Here is an 18,061-nt window from a genome sequence, read left to right on the forward strand (position 1 = left end):
CCATACCAGTTAACGGCGGTCTAAAGGCACCCATTCAATTACCCATGCAGACTTCATGCCCAAGCTGTCATCTGCATTAATTTTCTTACGTGCCGCATCTGCGCCTTCACGATCTTTGGATGGCCCAACCATGATACGAATCCCTTTTGAAGTTGGGCTCTTGGTCACTTTATAACCTTTGGCACGTAGCTTTGCCGCAACGGCATCCGCATTGGCTTCATTGGCTGCAAGCGCAACTTGCACCATCCATTGCTTATCACCATTTTCCAGTAAATCACGTGCTTTTTCTGCCTCGGCTTTCTTTTTAGCGTCTTCAGCTTTACGCTTTTTCTCTGCTTCTGCTTTCTTCTCTTCAGCTTGTTTTTTCTCAGCGGCAGCTTTCTTTTCAGCTTCTGCTTTACGTTTATCTTCAGCTTTTTGTTGTTCTTCTAGCTTACGTTTTTTCTCCTCAGCTGCCTTACGCTCTGCTTCTGCGGTAGCTTGTCGCTTCTGCTCAGCGAGCTTTTTTTCAGCTTCGGCTTTCTGCTTCAACTGCGCATTTTGTTGCTCAAGCTGCTTCTGCTCAGCGGCTTTCTGCTGCGCTTTGGCTTTCTCGTCTTGCACCAGCTCAGGTGGAATATCTGCACCCTCTTGCGCCGCCGCAGCAGCACCACGTCTTGCATTTGCTGCTGCATATTCTTCGGCAGCCTTGCGTGCAGCATCCGCTTCTGCCTGTTGTTGCATCCGTAAAAACTCAGCAGCTTTGGCTTCTTGCTCAGCCACAGCCTTTTCACGAGCACGTTTTTGCTCTTCCAACAGGCGTTTTTCCGTTGCAACATCCACAGTCAATGGTTGCAATTGCACAGGCTCACCCGCTGGCGTAGTTTTGTTTGGCTGAGTTTGACCCGCAGGTTGTGTTTCAGCCTGTCTTTGGTGGATTTCTTCTTTACCTTTTAGAAGCAATGCCGCCAATAGAACACCACCACTTAATAAAACAACACCGCCCATCCAGCGTTGTTTGTTATTCATTGACATTCTTCTAAATACTCCCAGACCGCTTCTAAGGTATGGAACGAACCACACACCAAAATCAGCTGATTATTATTGGTTTCTGCAAGCGCTGATTGAAATGCGGCTTGTACACAATCAAACTGTTCAACTGTCTCATTCTGCAATGCTGTATGCAACTGTTCCATTGATGCTGCACGCGGCACAGCCAATGGAGCAATTTTCCACTTTAAGACAGTATTTTTCAACAACTTGACCACAGAATCTATATCTTTGTCAGACAACATTGAAAAAATAGAGACAACTTCTGTGTACTGTTTATTGTATTCTAAGAATTTTCGCAATTGCTTTAACAAAAATTCAACACCATGCGGATTATGTCCCGCATCAAAAATGACTGTTTTCTCTTGTATTTTTCTAATTTCAAAACGCCCAGCCAATTGTGCCTTTTCGATTCCTTGAGTAATTGCCTGTTGCGAAACATTTAAATCGCTGAGTAAAACTGCGGCGACAGCAGTAGAAATATTTTCTAAAGCAAGATGCCCTGTAGGAAGTTTTAATGTTGTTCCCGAACTGGCGAAATCCCAAGACTGACCATCTTTAGCTAACTGAAAAAAATAATCACGATTAACCGTAAATAACGTTGCATCACATTGTTGTGCTTTATCCTGAATCGCTTGCGGTAAGGTTTGTACGCCGCCAAATACGACAGGAATATTTGGGCGAATAATCCCTGCTTTTTCGAAAGCAATTTTTTCAATGGTATCGCCCAGCCAATCTGTATGATCTAGCCCAATATTGGTAATCACAGCAACATCAGGATCAATCACATTCACTACATCTAAACGACCACCCAGCCCGACTTCAAGCACCCAGACATCACATTGCTTTTGTTTAAAAATAACGAAGGCAGCCAATGTGGTTGCTTCAAAAAAGGACAATGACAGATTACACATGCGACGTGCTTGGTCAACCTGAACAAAAGCATCAATCAGAGTTTGATCATCAACTTCTTGACCCGCTAATTTAACACGCTCATTAAAACGATAGATATGAGGAGATTGATATAATCCGACATTAAAGCCCTGTGCATTTAGAATTGCGGCGAGGGTTGTGGTGGTTGATCCTTTACCATTGGTCCCAGCAACAGTGATTACTTTCGCATCGGGATGCAGGATTTCGAGTTGTTCAGCGACAGGAAGGACACGCTCTAAGCCTAAATCGATTCCTGTAACGTGAACATGGCTCCAATAATCGAGCCATGTTTGTAATTTATCAGTATTTAAAGGTGCTGTTTCGTTGTTCAAGGCAAGTTCATCAGTTTCGCTACAATACGATATACAGTATCACGTAATGCATGACGATGAACAATTTGATCGACCACCCCATGATCAAGCAAAAATTCCGCGCGCTGGAACGGTTCTTCAAGTTTCTCACGTACGGTTTGTTCGATAACGCGCTTACCTGCAAAGCCAATCATGGCTTTAGGTTCCGCAATCTGTACATCACCCAGCATCGCCAAAGATGCAGTAACGCCACCATAAACAGGATGCGTTAACACCACGATATAAGGTAGATGTGCATCTTTCATTTTTTGAACTGCGGCTGAAGTACGCGCCATTTGCATAAGAGACAGCATGCCTTCTTGCATACGCGCACCGCCAGAAGCTGCAAAACAGATTAATGGCTGTTTGTCTTTGATGGCTTTTTCAGCAGCCTGTACAAAGCGATCCCCCACCACAGTACCCATTGATCCAGCCATAAAGTCGAACTCAAAAGCACAGGCCACCATTGAAATATTTTTCAACTGTCCCTGCATGGCTACCAATGCTTCAGTTTCACCTGTTTTATCCTGTGCTTCTTTCAAACGTGCTGGATAAGGTCTACTGTCGACAAAATGTAGAGGATCTTTCGCAATAAACTCTTGACCAAGTTCATGGTTCACTTGATCAAAGAACCAGTTCAAACGATCACGCGCTTTCATTTTCAAATGTTCATCACATGACGGACAAACATAAGCATTAAAAGACATTGCTGTACGAGTCACGAGTGCATGACATTCAGGGCACTCAATGGTTGGTTCAGTAAACGTCGCTTTGAGTGTTTGTTGTTGATCAGGCACATCAATGCCTGGAACTTTACGATCTGTCCACGGCGTAGTTGCGCTGAGGATTTTCCCTGATTTCACTTCTTGATTCATACTAACTCATCGAGCGCCGCTCGAAGCTCCTTGACTTTATTCACTGCTGCTTCAACAGCTTGTTCTGGTGCAAGATTTGCAAAAGGTTTGACAAAGGCACTTCCGACAATCACAGCATCTGCAACTTGACCAACCGCTTTGGCAGAAGCAGCATCACTGATTCCAAAGCCCACCCCGACAGGAATATCGGTAAAGCTTTTAATTTTTTGAATACGTGTTGCGACTTCGGTCGTGTCCAATGTTGCAGCGCCGGTAACACCTTTTAGAGACACATAGTAAATAAAACCACTGGCTTGATTCACAACATGTTGAATACGCTGTTCTGTAGAGGTTGGTGCAAGCAAAAAGATTTGATCCATATCGTATTTTTGCAATACGTCATCTAGTGTTTTTGCTTCTTCAGGTGGTAAGTCCACCAGCAACACGCCATCTACGCCACATTCATTGGCATAAGACACAAACTTTTCATACCCAATGACCTCAACAGGATTTAAATATCCCATTAAAACCACAGGTGTAGTGGTGTCTTTTTGACGAAATGCTTTGACCATATTCAAAGCGTCAAGTGTGTTGGTGCCGGCAGCCAGAGCGCGCTCTGCTGCAAGTGCGATTACAGGACCATCTGCCATTGGGTCGGAAAATGGTAATCCAAGTTCTACAACATCTACGCCTGCTTCAACCATCTGATGCAACAGAGGTACCGTTACATGAGGTTGTGGATCACCCGCCATCACATAAGAAACCAAAGCCTTACGCTGTTGAGATTTAAGTTGTGCAAAACGAGTGGCTAAACGTGACATAGGATTGTACATTCCTTGAATTGTTCAAACTTGAGGAGTTTTTAGACGATCAGACAACTGAGATGAATTTAAAATTCATTGACTTATTATCTTCCATCATCCAAATGTATAAATACAAGACACTGCATTGTAACGCTATTTTTTACTCAAAGGATAGAGTCACATAGTCGCTCAAACGTATCTTGTTTTATATGACAAATAATAAAACAACCCATGTGTACATTTAGCGCTATTTTCAAATTGAGGACAATGATCAAAGTTACCTATTTTTAATGTAATGAAAATCACGCATATTTTTAAAAAAATAAAAACAAATCATCAATATAGGGTAAGAAAAGCACATTTAGAGCATACACAATCATTTTTCAGAAATTGCAAAAGCTGTTTATACTACGCGGGATTCTGATTTTTTATCTCCTCTTATGACCACATTTCCACAGGCTAAAGTACAAGCCAGTGCGCTTGCGCTATTGCCACTTATTGTATTTTTAGCCATTTTTTTAGGCAGCGGTATTTACCACACCATCATTGGTACTGAGTTTGCTTTTTATCAAGTCAAAGCCCCGATCGCTGCATTGCCTGCGATCATATTGGCCATTCTGCTGTATAAAGGAAAAATAAATTCAGCAATTGAAGCATTTTTAAATGGAGCAAGTCATCCAAACCTGATCCTCATGTTTATGGTTTTCATGTTGGCTGGTGCGTTTGCGAGTGTGACCAGTAACATTGGAAGTGTGGACTCCACTGTTCAATTTGGTTTGTCCATCATCCCACCGACATTTGTCTTGCCAATGCTGTTTGTGATCTCTGCCTTCATTGCAACTGCAATGGGCACATCAATGGGCACTATTGCAGCTTGTGCACCGATTGCTTTTGGATTCTCGCAAGCCACTGCAATTCCGCCCATCTATGCCATAGGAGCTGTCGTCAGTGGAGCAATGTTTGGCGATAATCTATCAATGATTTCAGATACCACCATTGCTGCAACAAGAAGTTTAAATGTAGAACTACGCGACAAATTTCGGGTCAACATTTGGATTGCACTTCCTGCGGCAATCATCACCATCCTAATTTATTTCTTGACCAGCCATCAATCTCAACTCATTGAATATAAAAGCTATAACTTAGGGTTGATTGTGCCGTATCTGGCTGTTTTCTTTTTGGCTTTTACCCGTTTGCATGTGCTTGCAGTGTTAACGATCGGTATTATCCTTTCTATTTCAATCGGTTTGGTGGCAAACCCGGAATTGAATTTACTCAAATTAAATAACGCAATTTATGACGGATTTGTGGGAATGTTTGAAGTTGCGTTACTGTCCATGTTTTTAGGTGGGCTTTCTGCCATTATGCAAAAAGAAGGTGGTTTGGAGTGGTTAATTCAACGCATTTATTCTGCAACTCGACGATTTAATATAGGTCGACAACGTGCAGGCGAAATTGGCATCAGTTTTTTAGTGATTTTCTCTAATTTATTCGTTGCCAATAATACGGTTGCAATTATTTTATCGGGTGACATGGCAAGAGAAGTTGCCAAAGAATATGGTGTAGATCCCAAACGTGCTGCTGCATTCATGGATATTTTTTCATGTGTGATTCAAGGCATTATTCCCTATGGTGCACAACTTCTACTCGCTTGCTCAATCGCTAAACTTTCACCTGTAGAACTCATCGGTTCCATTTATTACTGTTGGGTCTTGGCAATATTTGCAATTTTGGCTATCGCATTTAGATTTCCAAAATTAAAATAGAAATCATCTATATGAATAAAAATTAACTTAGTCCACCATCATATTGACTGAGTTAATTTTTGCAAAGGATTTATAAAGACCGTAAGTCTTTTTTCTTTTTTAACAACGTTTGCCCACTATATGCTTTATAGGCTCGGGCTAAAGCGGACTGATCCGAATAACCTAAACGCATTGCAATTTCAGAAAGCTGCATGTCACCGCTAAGCAAAAATTCACATCGTTTCATGCGTTCACTTTCAACAATTTTTTTAAAAGAACTATCCAACTCGCTGAGTTGACGTTGCAAAGTACGCGTCGATATATGTAGTTCCTGTGCAACATCCTCAATCTTTGGTGCTTGTTCTTTGAGTTTTAAATACTCCGCTACAATAAGATGCAATTGTTGGGCAATGGTTTTATAGCGAGGTTTAGCTGCGATCGCCTCTTCTGCCTGTTTGACCAAAAGTTGCATCAAAGACGGGTCAGCTTGTTGTATTTTCAGTTCCAAGCCATCCATACGCAACACAAAACTATAGTGAGGTTGATTGAATAGTACCTCGCAAGCATAGAACTTTTGATAATGATAGAGCGCCATCTGAGGAGCATGAGCAAAGTGTACTGCTTGCAGGGGAAATTGATTGGGGGGTACGATTTTCCGCGCAAGATGCATCATCAATGCATTGGTAAATTCATTGATTAAAATATATTTATCATGGTGAAATGGCCAAATTAAATGAACATACTGCCCTTTTTGTTGCATCTGCATGGGTATAACTTCATCCCCATCAATCACCAAGCGACTAAAACGCATAATATTTTGCAATGCTTCGGCAACAGTAGTACTTCGTGATGCCATATAACCCAGTACCCCAAAATGTTCAGGTCGAACATATTCCGCCATTTCAAAAACAATTTGGGGGCAATCGAATGCCTGTTTGGTTTTTTCAATCAATTGGTGAAAGAATAGATAAGCCGATTGCGTATCGATAGGCAATGACAGGATATTCAGCAAATGTTTTTTTTCATCCGTTTGCAAAAAATCAAGTGTTGCAACATCCACGCCTCGTTCAGCCAAGTACATCTGCCAGAGATGGAAATAGCCGTTCGGAATCTGAAGGTCTTGCATAGGCTGGCACTCTTTCAATTCTACATATCAACCAATTTGACATTCTAAATTTTCATTCTGTCATAAAATGTATAAAAATTGGCAATATCTGTCAAAACAAAGCTGTAATTTCCCGACATACTGAAAGCATCTAAAGCAATGCAAGTAAAACAAAATGAATGCATTAGTTAAATATCAGGTGGATCCCGTCGTTCGAACCAAACTCGATTTTAAACTTGAAGATGTTCCTCGCTTTTGGTTTGGTGGAGATCCATTCCGTACCCGTTTATTTGATGCTTTGAGCCTTACCTTTCCAGATGGGGAACGCTACTTTATTGAAAGTGTTCGTTTATTCCGAAACAAAATCACCGATCCAGATTTACAGCAACGGGTTGCCGACTTTATTCGTCAAGAAGCTCAACACGGTATGGCACATGACAAAATGAACCGGGTGATGAAAGACCAAGGTATGCCTGTAGATCGATTTATTCAACTTCTACAGAAAATCTTTAAATTTGAACTCAGCCGACGCTCTCCACAGTACAACATCGCCATGACAGCTGCAGCTGAACATTTAACCGCGCTTATGGCAGAAACTTTTTACCGTCACAAAGCAACCTTAGCCGAAGCGCATCCTTATGTGCGTGCTTTATTGGCATGGCATTCCATAGAAGAAATGGAACATCGGGATGTGGCTTTTGATGTGATGAAACAAGTAGGTGAAGTCCCTGATAATTTACGCCGCTTCGCTTTGGCGTTTACGACAATCATGATGTTCAACTTCACGCTGTACCGAGCCAATATCATGTTAAAGCATGATGGTTTCAGCCGTATAGAACGAATCAAAATGATGGCTCAAGGCTTACCGTGGTTTTTGGGTAAACAAGGTATTCTTTCTGCAATGAGAACTGAATATTTGGATTGGTTTAAAAAAGATTTCCATCCTAACCAACATCCAGTGATTCGCCAATATCAAGTTTGGGTCGATAGCATGGCTGCCACCAATGACCCAATTCAGGCAGGCGAAGCATTTTGGCAGGCAGGTTTATAGGTTCGATTTAACTCAACCTGCTTATTTACCCAACCGTTTTGGAACTCAATATTGCGAGAAATAAAACAATGAATGCATATGTGAAACATCAAGTTGACCCTGTAGTCCGGACAAATCTAGACTTTAAATTGAATGAAGTTCCTCGCTTCTGGTTTGCTAACGACCCATTTCGAACACGTATGTTCGATGCATTGAGCCTCACTTTTCCAGTGGGAGAACGCTATTTTATCCAAAGTGTGCGAGCCCTTCGCGATAAAATCACCGATCCAGATTTACAACAACGTGTGACAGATTTCATTAAGCAAGAAGCACAACACGGTCTGGCCCATGACAAAATGAATCAGGAAATGCAACGTCAAGGCATGCCTGTGGATCAGTTTGTTAAATTTATGGGTGAGCATTTTGAATACATCCTCAAACACCGCTCTAAGCAATACAATATTGCCATGACCGCTGCAGCTGAACATCTCACCGCACTTATGGCAGAAACTTTTTATAGTCATAAAGAAACTTTAGCCGATGTACATCCCTTTGTACGTGCACTCTTTGCTTGGCACTCAATTGAAGAAATGGAACATCGTGATGTCGCATTTGATGTGATGAAAGATGTTGGGCAGGTTTCTGAGCCTTTACGTAAGTTTGCGCTGGCTTTTGTGACACTACAGATGTTTGGCTTCACCTTTTACCGTGCCAATGTAATGTTAAAACATGATGGTTTTGGTCGCCTGCAACGCGCCAAATTCGCACTTAAAGGTATCCCCTGGTTCTTTGGTAAATCCGGAAAACTAACTGCCATGCGTCAACAATATCTGGATTGGTTTAAAGCTGATTTCCATCCGAGTCAACATCCAGTCATTCAACAATATCAAGTCTGGGTCGATACTCTGGCTGAAACCAATGATCCAATCCAAGCGGGCGAAGCGTTTTGGCAGGCTGCTCGATAAAACATTAAAACCATTCAGCTGAATTCGCCACCTGATCAATTTTTTCAGCAACATAAGATTTTATCCAAACCCATCTTATGTTGCTTTTTTTCCTAAACACTCACTTCAATATTTGACTTTAAACGAAGTCTTACCACTTTGCATAATGCTGTTCAAGCAAACCATACTCTTGATCAAGCTGAATGATTTCACCTGTTTCTGATTCGATATGTCCACTGATTCGTGATTGCCATTGGCTAAACTGGCTCCCCACCAAACGTAGATTTAAGTTTTCAAATCTTCGCCATCCCGTATCTATCTGGAGATTGAGTTTCTGATCCAGAGAACATACTGACCATACATTGCTATCTATTTTTTCAAATAATACATCCGCAACACTGTACAAAGTCCCGTTGACCCAAAGACAATTTTCATTCCCAAAGCTTTCATTGACACCTGATGCAAGGTTTAAACCAATACGTTTGCCTTGCTGATCCCAAAAATTGCAGGATAACCAAAACCATGCCGTTTCAGGTCTTAAAAATCCACAAGTATCATCTAGGGATGCCAGTGATTGATCATTAAAATCGATCACTTGTTTTCGCTTATTGACAAAAAAACCCTCAACCGCCAATGTTGTTTTCTTTTGGGTATAGGTCCATCCATTAATCCCGTTGGGACTGCATAAGCTTAAAGGTTCGGTGCCAGCACAAAATATTCGTGCCTTTAATTGTTCTTCACCATGACGTGTTGCACGGATATAGCGCACCCCGTTGGCATGTTGCATTTCGAATTCAAATGGTGACTTGCTAAAATGGCTTTGACTATATAAAGGCTGTTCATCAAGCGAAGTGCCACGTCCTAAAATGGTATTTGCATTCCACTCTACAACCTCTTGGTTGGTATGATCATATATGTAGATGAAACCGTGTCCAGCCCAACCAATATCCGCAATCGCAATCCCAATAGAATACGGTCCATGCTGAATACCACAAAATTTAAACTTCTTATATTTTAAATGCTTGCGCCATCCTGTTAGTGTCTTTCCATAGGGTGTTTTATATACGTAATCATGAACATTAATTTTGCTGGGCAACTCTTTAAAGCGCCCATAACGTGGTTGACCGTTGCTTTGTATTAAATCCATGTGAATTCCCAATCCTTTTATAAGGGAAATATTAGACTTTAGTCGATATTTTGATTATTGCTATTTTTCCACATATAGCAACCTGATTGATGTCAAATCGTAAAAATTATCACGCGCATTATATTGAAGAAAAGTGTCATAAATGTATAGTATTTAATCAAAAAAGAGAGAATAAAAAATAGGGCAATTGCCCTATTTTTTAATTCGTTCAATCCATCAGATAATTTTCCCTGATGGTATCTGATCTATCAATTTTTGTGGTGCTTTAAAACGCTCACCATATTTTGCTTCCAGTGAGTTTGCGCGAGCCAGTGCTTTTTCCAGACCGTATTGATTGAGGAATTGAATCGCCCCCCCAGTCCACGGTGCAAAACCTATTCCGAAAATTGAACCAATATTGGCATCGACAACAGACTCCAATACATGCTCTTCATAGCAACGCAAAGTATCCAATGCCTGTACAAACAGGAAGCGATCAATCATTTCTTGCTCAGAAATATCCACATCTTTCTTCCAATGGCTTAATCCCTCCCACAAGTGTTTTTTCCCACCCTCAGGATACTCATAAAAACCTGCACCCGCTGCTTTACCCTTACGTTCAAAAGTGTGAATCATCGTTTCAATCACATCATCTGCACCTGAAAGTGGTAAATCCTTGCCTTCTGCTTGCAATGCTTTACGGGTTTCTTTAGCCACATGTTCAGAAAGTGTTAATGCGACTTCATCCTGAATCGCGAGTGGACCCACTGGCATACCAGCCTTCAATGCAGCCATTTCAATACGTGCCGGGTGAACGCCTTCATGCAACAGACGCAGACCCTCTTGTACAAAGGTGCCAAAAACACGACTGGTGAAGAAACCACGACTATCATTGACAACAATAGGCGTTTTACCAATTTGCTGCACATAGTCATAGGCTTTTGCTAAAGTTTCAGCAGAAGTATTCTTGCCTTTAATGATTTCCACCAATTGCATTTTGTCGACGGGACTAAAGAAATGCAGACCAATAAAATGGGTAGCATCCTTAGATGCTTTGGCTAAGCCCGTAATTGGCAAGGTTGAGGTATTTGATGCCATTACACCACCGTCAACCAGGAACTGTTCAGCTTCTTGAGTCACTTTGGCTTTTAATTCTTGGTTCTCAAAAACTGCTTCGATAATCAAATCACAGCCTTTTAAATCTTCAGCAGAAGCTGTTGCAGTAATCAAACTTAAAATTTGATCACGCTTTTCAGCAGTCATACGTCCCTGGGAAACACGCTTGTCCAAAAGTTTTTGACTGTATGCTTTGCCTTTTTCAGCATTTTCAACAGATATGTCTTTCAGAACAACCTGTATTCCCTTGATTGCCGTTGAATAAGCAATCCCTGCACCCATCATGCCCGCACCCAATACCCCCACCTTGGTCGCCTGCCATTTTGCAATCTCTTTAGGGCGACTCGCTCCAGCTTTAATCGCATTTAAGCCATGCCAGAATGTGCCAATCATATTCTTCGCGACTTGCCCTGTTGCAAGGTAAGTGAAATAACGATTTTCAATGCGAAAAGCTGTATCCACATCAACTTGGGCACCTTCAACTGCGGCAGCCATGATTGCTTCTGGTGCCGGATAGCATCCTTTGGTTTTGTCCCTTAACATGGCAGGGGCAATCGCGAGAATTTGAGCAACAGCTGGCGTTTTGGGATCTCCACCAGGAATCTTATAGCCTTTTACATCATAAGGCTGTTGTGATTTCGGATTCGCTTTGATCCAAGCAATGGCTTTGTCGAGCATGTCTTGCTCGTTCTCAGCGAGTTCATTGACCAAGCCTAGCGATTTCGCTTTATCGACACCAAACTGCTTGCCTTCCATGAGAAATGGAAAGGCATTTTGCAATCCGAGCAGACGTACCATCCGCACCACACCACCACCACCTGGCAATAATCCCAGTGTTACTTCAGGCAGACCCAATTTAATCTTGGGATCGTTGAGCGCAATACGATAGTGACAACTTAAAGCAATTTCCCAACCGCCGCCTAAAGCAGTCCCGTTAATCGCAGCAACCACAGGTACCCCCAAAGTATCAATCGCACGTAGATCGTCTTTGAGTTTTGCTGTCATGTTAAAAAATTCAGTTGCATGCTCAGGTGTTGCTTCGATCAATTCATCCAAATCACCGCCTGCGAAGAAAGTCTTTTTTGCAGAACGGTAAATTACACCTTTGAGATCAGTTTCAGATTTAAGCTTTGAAACAACATTTTCTAAAGCCACACGGAAATCAGCGTTCATGGTGTTGGCAGATTGGTTCGGAGAATCCATCGTTAAAATGACAATGCCATCTGCATTTTTTTCATATTGAATTGCACTCATTATTCTTCTCCTTAAACCAACTCAATAATGGTCGCAATACCCATGCCACCACCCACGCACAAGGTCGCTAAACCACGTTTTTTACCTTGACGCTCCAATTCATCCAACAATGTGCCTAAAATCATTGCACCTGTTGCACCCAGGGGATGCCCCATTGCAATCGCTCCACCATTGACGTTCACTTTTTCAGCAGGAACTTTCAATTCGGTCATAAAGCGCATCACAACAGACGCAAAAGCTTCATTGACTTCAAATAGATCAATATCATCAATCGTCAGACCTGCTTTTGCCAATGCCTTACGTGCAGCGGGAGCGGGTCCTGTCAACATAATCGTGGGATCCGTCCCCACCAAAGCCGTCGCCAGTACTTTGGCACGAGGCTTTAAACCTTGTTCTTTTACTGCTCTTTCAGATGCCAGTAGCACCACAGCGGCCCCATCCACGATTCCTGATGAGTTTCCGGCATGATGTACATGGTTAATTTTCTGCGCTTCCGGATACTGCTGTAAAGCAATTGCATCAAAACCCATGCTGCCCATCATTTCAAAACTTGGATTCAGCTTTGCCAAGCCTTCCGCTGTAGTAAGCGGCTTGATAAATTCATCTTTTTCAAGAATGGTCACACCGGCTTTGTCTTTTACAGCCACCACAGATCGATCAAAATAGCCTGCTGTTTGTGCCGCAGCTGCTTTACGTTGTGAATTTGCAGCAAACTCATCCACATCCGAACGGCTATAACCATCTAGTGTTGCAATTAAATCAGCACCAATCCCTTGAGGTACAAAATGTGATTTCAAGTTGGTTTCAGGATCAAGTGCCCAAGGTCCCCCATCTGAACCCATTGGAATGCGGGACATCGACTCTACGCCACCCGCAACCACAATGTCTTCCCAACCCGAACGGACTTTTTGGGCAGCCATATTCACAGCTTCCAGACCAGATGCACAGAAGCGGTTAATTTGTACGCCTGCCACATCATTATCCCAACCTGCTGCAATCGCGGCAGTTTTGGCAATATCTCCACCCTGATCCGCAATTGGCGTCACACAACCCAATACAATGTCATCAACTTTTGAAGTATCCAATTGATGGCGATCTTTCAACTCATTGAGTAATGTTGTCAATAAAGTGATTGGTTTCACTTCATAGAGTGATCCATCTTTTTTTCCTTTTCCGCGTGGTGTGCGAATGGCATCAATGATGTAAGCCTCGCTCATAGCTGTTCCTTCTTATGACTTCTAGATTGTTATGTGCTTCGAGTGTACTTTATAAAGTCGAGAGATCAATGACGAGAACGGAATAGTCGCTTGATATTTTTTGTCAATTGAAAAAAGCTGCAATTTAAAGAGAATTGAATGCCCATATCTCAGCACCGCACACTCTTCATTACATACTGAAATTCATATAAGCATTACCATCATGTGGTTAAACAAAATCAATATTGAGAATATCACTGAATTTTCTTTTGCCTGTCTGGGCTAGATCAGTTTCATTTCTTGGATAGCTGATTGGTTGATCTTCACTTAAGTCTGAATGTAATGTACCAATTTTTAAGTAGTCGATCTCCACAAATTGAGGAAAATCATGTTCTACTGCTTCTAATTGTTGAATATATGCAATAGCTTCAGTTTGTGTGGGCGTTATCGCTTTTAAAGCTCTTGCAATTTGCCCAAAACTCTCAAGATATTGACTGATTTCAAAGACAATTTCCTCATTTTGAAAATCACCATCCATAGCAGTGATACGGAGATCATCATCTAAAGACGACGCGCGATAAGCTTGATTACGCCAGGGATCATGATCTTTACGGTATGTCATATACTGTGTTTTAGCTTTTTCAGCATCTTCCAAAGTGGTAAAAATACCTAAAATAATGTCGATAAAAGTATAAGCTGAAATTGTTCTCATCAACATCCACATACTGTCCTACACCACATCTTGATTGTTAAATACTGAATAAAGAACAACCAGCAAATCAATCCGTTTTCATCCTGCATCCGCTTTAGATGGATAAAACATCCAATCTCATCGCACAGCGACTTTTTCGATTGAAGCCACATTGGACCTCATGTGCAATTTTCTTTTGCAGATAATCCGGTAAATCATCATCATCCAGCTTTTGAAAACCTAGACTCTCATAAAATGGGCGATTCCAAACCACATCATTAAATGTCGTTAACGTCACATTTGAAAAATCATGTTTGTGGGCATAATCGATTACATACTCAAGCAATTGCCGTCCAATTCCTTGTTTTTGCAACGTACCATCCACATCCAATTCAATAATATATAAATCCTGGTTTTGTTTTTCAGCATATAAAAATCCTGTCGCGTTATTTTCAGGATTTATCGAAACAAAGCCGTATGCTTGGGAAATCAATCGCATGTGGTCATCTATAGACAAAAGCGAGCTGTCTGCCAACCAAGCCAGTTCAGGAATATTTAAAAAAGCTTGTGCTGCCGATTTTTCGATTTCAATTAAACGTGCGATATCTGAAGTCTGGACTCTTCTAATTAAACATGTCATTTATTTATCTAGCCATACATTTAGCGTTAAGTTTGATCAAACTCTACCCTTCAAAAGTTTGAAATTGAGATACCTCTCCACTTTAAATAATATCATGCAATCAATGATGTAACCGACAAGTCTAAATGATAAAACTGATTAAATTCGGTAGCTTGATAATTTGAGAAAGCATCGCCTTTGATGAACCCAAACTTTTTATACAAATGAATTGCTGGTTCAAAAGAAGGATGTGTCCCTGTTTCAAGACTCAATTTTTGATATTTTCTCAACTGTGCAATATGCAAAAGATGTTTTAAAACTGTAGTCGCTGCGCCTTTAGCTAAATGTTGAGGATGAGTCCGCATTGATTTTACTTCAGCATGAATCGGTGACAGTTCTTGAAGGGCGCCGCATGCCAAAAGCTCATCTTGATCCCACAGGGTATAAAAACTGATCTGTGGCTGTTGTAAGGCGAAAAGGTCTAAAGCAAAGCTATTTTCAATCGGTGAATTTTCATGCATGTCCGCCAAATGAATGCGAAGCAAATTTTGTACTTGTATGTCATCAAACTGCCCGAGCTTAATCATCTTTTAATGCCTTATTGTTTAAACCTTTTCCATCATATATTAGAAAAAACATCGACAAAATAATTGGACATAAAAAAAGCCCAAGTTAAACTTGGGCGGAGGATAATCAAAAAATAGTTTTTGATTTCATCATGCATGCATCAGTGATAACCATGTAATTGGCGATATAGTCCTGGTGTAACCCCTGTCCATTTTTTAAATGCTCGATGGAAAGTACTGGTTTCACTGAAACCAACTTGCTGCGCTACATCTTCAAGGGTTAAATCTGGATTTAACAACAAATGAATTGCGGCATCACGACGTAATGCATCTTTAACACCCTGATAGCTCTTACCTTCAGCAGCTAAACGACGTCGCAAAGTTTGCGGAGAGAGATACAGCATGGATGCAACATCATTCAAGGTCGGCATTTCCTCGCCGATTTGACTCTTCAGCACTTCGCGGATACGTGATGTCAATGAATTGGTATTTTTAAATTTCACCAACAGTTGTGCTGGGGCAGCTTTTAAGAATTCTTCTAAACTTGCCTCGTCTTGACGAATTGGTAGGTCTAAATAATCAGCAGCAAAGGTAATTTCTGTACGAGGCATGTCGAACTGCATTACAGGTGCAAAGAACAATGCATCATATTCATCTGCATGATTGGGACGTGGGTAGCCAAAATGTACACGCTCTAAAGGAATACGACGTTCAATTAACCAAGATGCCAGACCATGCCAAATCATCAGCATACTTTCAGTAATGAAGTGGTCAGGATCCATGGTTTTTGGAATCAGAGGCACCAAACGAGCTTCATGTTTATCTCGTTCAACTGCAACGGACCATTCATCACCAAATAATTTATAGAATTGTGATGAAAGCTCTAAAGCGTCACCCAGTGTTTTTGCATGGATGATCAATTGGCACATGATGGCAAAAGAACCCAGACGACGTGGTTGAATATCGAATCCAACATGTTCATCTTGGGTCACCATCCACAACATTTTCACAAAGCGAGTATATTGCTCTGGTGAAATACGTGCTTTTGGCTGACGCAGTAATTCTGCTTCTATGCCGACATGTGAAAGTAAAGTATCAACGTCCATTCCTAAACGTTTTACACCGGTTAAGGCTGCATTCACAAAATGGATACTGATCGTATCACGACTCATGGTAAATCCTTCACTCTCTTTGATGTTCACTAACAATTGACCTAAATGACGCTAAAAAATGTTTTATTGGCGATTTACAACAATGCAGATCACCTTTTTACATCATAAATTGCCGAAATGATCAAGGTAAATGGCTGAACATGACATTGTTTTGTTAATTTTATATTTCTATTATGGACGTAAAATCAACACTATATTGGTAAAAACAATTATGACAAGCGCTTTAAAGGGATTGAAAGTACTCGATTTTTCGACTTTATTACCTGGCCCATTCGCAACTTTATATCTTGCTGACTTAGGTGCAGAAGTGATCCATATCGAGTCACCTACTCGCCCGGATCTGGTGCGTTTGTTTCCTCCCTATGCAAATGGACAAGCGACATCACATAGTTATCTGAACCGTAACAAACAATCTGTCACACTGGATTTAAAAGATCCGGCCAGTATAGCGCAGGTCAAGGAAAAAATTTCCGAATTCGATATTGTGGTCGAGCAATTCCGTCCTGGGGTCATGCAACGCTTGGGTCTAGACTATCAAACCTTGTCTGAAATTAATCCTCGGCTGATTTACTGCTCGATTACGGGTTATGGTCAATCAGGCTCATATAAAGATAAGGCGGGACATGATATTAACTATATCGCTTTGTCCGGAATCGCGGGACATTGTGGTCGTCAAGACAGTGGACCACCACCGATGGGAATTCAGATCGCTGATGTTGCTGGAGGTTCATTACATGCGGTGATTGGAATTCTAGCAGCTGTGGTCGAACGCCAAAATAGCGGGCTTGGACAGTACATTGATATTTCTATGACAGATTGTGTGGTTGGGCTCAACAATATGGCTGCAGCAGCCAATTTGGCAGCTGGTCAGCATCAGCACCGCGAGTTCGAACAACTGAATGGCGGCACGTTCTATGATTATTATGCAACTGCAGATGATCGTTATTTATCGATAGGTAGCCTAGAACCACAATTCATGACAGGTTTAGCAACAGCACTCGAACTGCCAATTCTCTTGGAAAAAGGAACTTCTTTTGATCCTGAAGACCGTCAAATGGTTAAACATGCGATTCGAGAAAAAATTAAAACTCAGACACTTGCAGCATGGAATGATGTATTTAGTCAACTGGATGTTTGTGTGGAACCGGTTTTAAGTTTGGATGAAGCTTTAAACTCCAAAATTTCCAAAGAACGCGGTTGGATCGTTCATGTTCCATTAAAAGCCAATGCAGATCAAACTGAACCTCAATTGGCTTGTCCAATCAAGTTTTCAAGATCACAGATGCGTTATCAATATATCGGTCAGCAACTTGGTGAAGGAGACTGGTAACAACACATCAGTTACATCATCTTTCAAGTTAAATAAAATTACAAATTGGTCATTTTCTTTACAATTTGTATGAATTGTAAGCAGATCATCCTGTGTAATCTTGATACTAATCAATTACACAGGTGTTCTGATGATGCTTCATTATTCCTGCTTCTTACTGACTCAAAAATACGCGCCTCCTACTTTCCATACTGATTT

The 18,061-nt window shown here is 41.3% G+C and carries 16 protein-coding genes; 4 read left to right on the forward strand and 12 right to left on the reverse strand.

Features of this window, described 5'->3' with window-relative positions; genetic code table 11:
- Nucleotides 1-9: 9 nt before the first annotated feature.
- From IMO47_RS18620 to trpA, 4 genes are read right to left on the reverse strand one after another with little or no spacing between them, the layout of a single operon-like run.
- Nucleotides 10-1,014 carry an SPOR domain-containing protein gene (locus tag IMO47_RS18620; protein ID WP_196077514.1) on the reverse strand — a complete coding sequence of 335 codons (1,005 nt, stop codon included), beginning with the start codon at nt 1,012-1,014 and terminating at the stop codon, nt 10-12.
- Nucleotides 1,005-2,294 carry a bifunctional tetrahydrofolate synthase/dihydrofolate synthase gene (folC, locus tag IMO47_RS18625; protein WP_196077515.1) on the reverse strand — a complete coding sequence of 430 codons (1,290 nt, stop codon included), beginning with the start codon at nt 2,292-2,294 and terminating at the stop codon, nt 1,005-1,007. Before folC ends, IMO47_RS18620 begins: the two co-directional genes overlap by 10 nt.
- Nucleotides 2,291-3,187: an acetyl-CoA carboxylase, carboxyltransferase subunit beta gene (gene accD / locus IMO47_RS18630; RefSeq protein ID WP_196077516.1), complete on the reverse strand. Its 897-nt coding sequence runs from the start codon at nt 3,185-3,187 to the stop codon at nt 2,291-2,293. Before accD ends, folC begins: the two co-directional genes overlap by 4 nt.
- Nucleotides 3,184-3,987 carry a tryptophan synthase subunit alpha gene (trpA, locus tag IMO47_RS18635; protein WP_196077517.1) on the reverse strand — a complete coding sequence of 268 codons (804 nt, stop codon included), beginning with the start codon at nt 3,985-3,987 and terminating at the stop codon, nt 3,184-3,186. The genes accD and trpA overlap by 4 nt, the downstream gene beginning before the upstream one ends.
- A 422-nt stretch (nt 3,988-4,409) precedes the next feature.
- Here trpA and IMO47_RS18640 point away from each other — a divergent pair, with 422 nt between their 5' ends.
- Nucleotides 4,410-5,735, forward strand: coding sequence for a Na+/H+ antiporter NhaC family protein (locus IMO47_RS18640; RefSeq protein WP_196077518.1), 1,326 nt, complete (start codon nt 4,410-4,412; stop codon nt 5,733-5,735).
- Nucleotides 5,736-5,805: 70 nt separating this feature from the next.
- Here the strand turns inward: IMO47_RS18640 and IMO47_RS18645 are convergent, their stop codons facing one another.
- A complete protein-coding gene (locus IMO47_RS18645) occupies nt 5,806-6,840 on the reverse strand; it encodes an AraC family transcriptional regulator (RefSeq protein ID WP_196077519.1) in 1,035 nt (344 codons plus the stop codon).
- Between the two features lie 154 nt (nt 6,841-6,994).
- On the opposite strand from IMO47_RS18645, the gene IMO47_RS18650 reads away from it, so the two are divergent.
- Nucleotides 6,995-7,870: a metal-dependent hydrolase gene (locus IMO47_RS18650; RefSeq protein WP_196077520.1), complete on the forward strand. Its 876-nt coding sequence runs from the start codon at nt 6,995-6,997 to the stop codon at nt 7,868-7,870.
- A 68-nt stretch (nt 7,871-7,938) separates the two neighbouring features.
- Complete coding sequence (locus tag IMO47_RS18655; RefSeq protein WP_196077521.1) at nt 7,939-8,814, forward strand: metal-dependent hydrolase; 876 nt, start codon at nt 7,939-7,941, stop codon at nt 8,812-8,814.
- A gap of 130 nt (nt 8,815-8,944) precedes the next feature.
- On the opposite strand, the gene IMO47_RS18660 is transcribed toward IMO47_RS18655, so the two are convergent.
- The 7 genes from IMO47_RS18660 to IMO47_RS18690 form a co-directional block, all read right to left on the reverse strand.
- Nucleotides 8,945-9,940: a DUF2804 domain-containing protein gene (locus tag IMO47_RS18660; protein WP_196077522.1), complete on the reverse strand. Its 996-nt coding sequence runs from the start codon at nt 9,938-9,940 to the stop codon at nt 8,945-8,947.
- Nucleotides 9,941-10,156: 216 nt separating this feature from the next.
- Nucleotides 10,157-12,289, reverse strand: coding sequence for a 3-hydroxyacyl-CoA dehydrogenase NAD-binding domain-containing protein (locus IMO47_RS18665; protein ID WP_196077523.1), 2,133 nt, complete (start codon nt 12,287-12,289; stop codon nt 10,157-10,159).
- 11 nt (nt 12,290-12,300) lie between these two features.
- Nucleotides 12,301-13,506, reverse strand: coding sequence for an acetyl-CoA C-acetyltransferase (locus tag IMO47_RS18670; protein ID WP_196077524.1), 1,206 nt, complete (start codon nt 13,504-13,506; stop codon nt 12,301-12,303).
- A gap of 208 nt (nt 13,507-13,714) precedes the next feature.
- The gene (locus tag IMO47_RS18675) at nt 13,715-14,197 is read right to left on the reverse strand and encodes a hypothetical protein (protein ID WP_227552332.1); all 483 of its coding nucleotides are present in this window, start codon (nt 14,195-14,197) and stop codon (nt 13,715-13,717) included.
- 94 nt (nt 14,198-14,291) lie between these two features.
- Nucleotides 14,292-14,816, reverse strand: coding sequence for a GNAT family N-acetyltransferase (locus tag IMO47_RS18680; protein WP_196077526.1), 525 nt, complete (start codon nt 14,814-14,816; stop codon nt 14,292-14,294).
- 92 nt (nt 14,817-14,908) lie between these two features.
- Nucleotides 14,909-15,382: a GNAT family N-acetyltransferase gene (locus tag IMO47_RS18685; protein WP_196077527.1), complete on the reverse strand. Its 474-nt coding sequence runs from the start codon at nt 15,380-15,382 to the stop codon at nt 14,909-14,911.
- A 140-nt stretch (nt 15,383-15,522) separates the two neighbouring features.
- On the reverse strand, nt 15,523-16,533 hold the full coding sequence (locus tag IMO47_RS18690; protein WP_004724010.1) for an AraC family transcriptional regulator: 1,011 nt from the start codon (nt 16,531-16,533) through the stop codon (nt 15,523-15,525).
- Between the two features lie 211 nt (nt 16,534-16,744).
- Between IMO47_RS18690 and IMO47_RS18695 the strand changes: the two genes are divergently transcribed.
- Nucleotides 16,745-17,863 (forward strand): CaiB/BaiF CoA-transferase family protein, encoded by a 1,119-nt coding sequence (locus tag IMO47_RS18695; protein WP_196077528.1) that lies wholly within the window; start codon nt 16,745-16,747, stop codon nt 17,861-17,863.
- Nucleotides 17,864-18,061 lie beyond the last annotated feature (198 nt).

It is taken from the genome of Acinetobacter sp. Res13-Abat-PEC15-P4-01 (assembly GCF_015676285.1).
In the GTDB taxonomy this organism is placed as follows: Bacteria; Pseudomonadota; Gammaproteobacteria; order Pseudomonadales; family Moraxellaceae; genus Acinetobacter; species Acinetobacter nematophilus.

Excerpts from the sequence above, each read along its gene's own strand:
- IMO47_RS18645 (WP_196077519.1), bottom strand. The coding sequence starts at position 6,840 with ATGCAAGACCTTCAGATTCCGAACGGCTATTTCCATCTCTGGCAGATG.
- IMO47_RS18660 (WP_196077522.1), bottom strand. The coding sequence starts at position 9,940 with ATGGATTTAATACAAAGCAACGGTCAACCACGTTATGGGCGCTTTAAA.
- IMO47_RS18690 (WP_004724010.1), bottom strand. The coding sequence starts at position 16,533 with ATGAGTCGTGATACGATCAGTATCCATTTTGTGAATGCAGCCTTAACC.
- IMO47_RS18620 (WP_196077514.1), bottom strand. The coding sequence starts at position 1,014 with ATGTCAATGAATAACAAACAACGCTGGATGGGCGGTGTTGTTTTATTA.
- IMO47_RS18640 (WP_196077518.1), top strand. The coding sequence starts at position 4,410 with ATGACCACATTTCCACAGGCTAAAGTACAAGCCAGTGCGCTTGCGCTA.
- accD (WP_196077516.1), bottom strand. The coding sequence starts at position 3,187 with ATGAATCAAGAAGTGAAATCAGGGAAAATCCTCAGCGCAACTACGCCG.
- trpA (WP_196077517.1), bottom strand. The coding sequence starts at position 3,987 with ATGTCACGTTTAGCCACTCGTTTTGCACAACTTAAATCTCAACAGCGT.
- IMO47_RS18685 (WP_196077527.1), bottom strand. The coding sequence starts at position 15,382 with ATGATTAAGCTCGGGCAGTTTGATGACATACAAGTACAAAATTTGCTT.
- IMO47_RS18655 (WP_196077521.1), top strand. The coding sequence starts at position 7,939 with ATGAATGCATATGTGAAACATCAAGTTGACCCTGTAGTCCGGACAAAT.
- IMO47_RS18675 (WP_227552332.1), bottom strand. The coding sequence starts at position 14,197 with ATGAGAACAATTTCAGCTTATACTTTTATCGACATTATTTTAGGTATT.
- IMO47_RS18665 (WP_196077523.1), bottom strand. The coding sequence starts at position 12,289 with ATGAGTGCAATTCAATATGAAAAAAATGCAGATGGCATTGTCATTTTA.
- IMO47_RS18695 (WP_196077528.1), top strand. The coding sequence starts at position 16,745 with ATGACAAGCGCTTTAAAGGGATTGAAAGTACTCGATTTTTCGACTTTA.
- IMO47_RS18650 (WP_196077520.1), top strand. The coding sequence starts at position 6,995 with ATGAATGCATTAGTTAAATATCAGGTGGATCCCGTCGTTCGAACCAAA.
- IMO47_RS18670 (WP_196077524.1), bottom strand. The coding sequence starts at position 13,506 with ATGAGCGAGGCTTACATCATTGATGCCATTCGCACACCACGCGGAAAA.
- IMO47_RS18680 (WP_196077526.1), bottom strand. The coding sequence starts at position 14,816 with ATGACATGTTTAATTAGAAGAGTCCAGACTTCAGATATCGCACGTTTA.